Origin of the sequence: Neobacillus cucumis (assembly GCF_002860255.1) — a bacterium.
GTDB lineage: Bacteria > Bacillota > Bacilli > Bacillales > Cytobacillaceae > Neobacillus > Neobacillus cucumis_A.
Genome location: NZ_PGVE01000036.1, coordinates 1 through 1,589, shown reverse-complemented (window position 1 = coordinate 1,589; position 1,589 = coordinate 1). Strand labels below are relative to the sequence as shown.

Annotated in this window: 2 protein-coding genes; both read left to right on the top strand. The window is 40.0% G+C overall.

Going from position 1 to position 1,589, the window contains the following annotated elements; all coding sequences use genetic code 11:
* Nucleotides 1–92 precede the first annotated feature (92 nt).
* Nucleotides 93–419, top strand: a complete 327-nt coding sequence (locus tag CVD27_RS08525; RefSeq protein ID WP_101647477.1) for a DUF485 domain-containing protein — start codon at nucleotides 93–95, stop codon at nucleotides 417–419.
* Nucleotides 420–432: 13 nt separating this feature from the next.
* Nucleotides 433–1,589, top strand: a 1,157-nt coding sequence (locus tag CVD27_RS08520; RefSeq protein ID WP_101647476.1) for a solute symporter family protein, incomplete at its 3' end; no start/stop codon positions are given.

Sequence of the window (1,589 nt, the reverse complement as noted above, 5' to 3'; positions counted from 1 at the left end):
TATCTATTGAACTTGATGAAAGCGGTTTCAGTGAAATGGGGGGAATATGAACTAATTTACTACGCTATTTAAAATAGAAAGGGGATCAACCAATGACTAATCAAGTGGCACGTGGAAAATCCACAATGGACTATGAAAAGCTCGTTCAAACAGAAGACTTTAAGGGTCTTGTAAAAAGAAAAAAGAACTTCGCTACACCTTTTGTTATTTTCTTCTTCGCAGCGTACTTTATTCTTCCACTATTAACTGGTTATACAAAAATTTTAGAAACACCTGCAATTGGTGCAATGACATGGACCTGGGTCTATGCATTCTCCATGTTCGTTATGGTATGGGTATTCACGTCCATATACATGAATAAAGCAAAACACTTTGATGTTGAAGTGGACAAGATTATAGAGAAAAACGTTTTAAAATAAGGGGGTTGTGTTCATGAGTTGGATTTCATATGTTATATTCTTCGCTGTAATCGCGCTGACGCTCTACATTACATATTGGGCGGCAAAGCAAACGACTACGGCAAGTGATTTTTATACTGCCGGTGGTTCATTAACAGGTTGGCAAAATGGTATGGCAATTGCTGGTGACTACTTATCGGCAGCATCTTTCCTAGGTATCGCTGGTGCGATTTCACTTAACGGATTTGATGGTTTCTACTACAGTATTGGTTGGTTAACGGCTTATCTCGTTGTTTTATTCTTAATTGCTGAACCACTACGTAACTTGGGTAAGTTTACGATGGCAGATATGATCGGTGCTCGTTTCGGCGCTAAGAAAGTGCGTGGAGCAGCAGCATTGAACACAATTACTATCGTAATGTTCTATATGCTTGCACAATTAGTTGGTGCGGGTGCTCTTATTAAATTATTATTCGGTATCGAGTATTGGATTGCTGTTCTAATCGTTGGAACGATGATGTTAATCTACGTTCTATTCGGTGGAATGACTGCAACAAGCTGGGTACAAATCGTAAAAGCAATTCTTTTGATGTTGGGGACAATCATTATCTCCTTCTTGGTACTTATGAAGTTTAACTTCAATTTTATCAGCATGTTCGAGACAATGAAAACTGCTACTCCACATGGTGAAGCGTTCCTTCACTCAGGGGTTGTTTATACAGACACAATTGGTCTTATTTCAGTATTGATTGCACTAGTTTTAGGTACTGCTGGTCTTCCACACATCTTAATGCGTTTCTTCACAGTTAAAGATGCGAAAACAGCACGTTCTTCCGTTATTTATTCTGTATGGATTATTGGTATCTTCTATGTATTGACAATCTTCCTTGGATTTGGTGCAGCTAAATTCGTTGGAGCGGATGCAATCATCGCAGAAAACGCTGCAGGGAACATGGCAGCACCAATGTTGGCTGGAGTTCTTGGTGGAGACGCACTAGAATCCTTCGTTGCAGCTGTTGCATTTGCGACAATCCTAGCAGTTGTTGCAGGTCTTGTACTTTCTGGTGCTTCTGCAATCGCTCACGATATTTACGGACAAATCTTCAAAAATGGTAATGTAACTGAGAAACAACAAGTTGCAGCAGCTCGTTGGGCTTCTATCGCAATTGGTGTTGCTTCTATCCTTCTTGC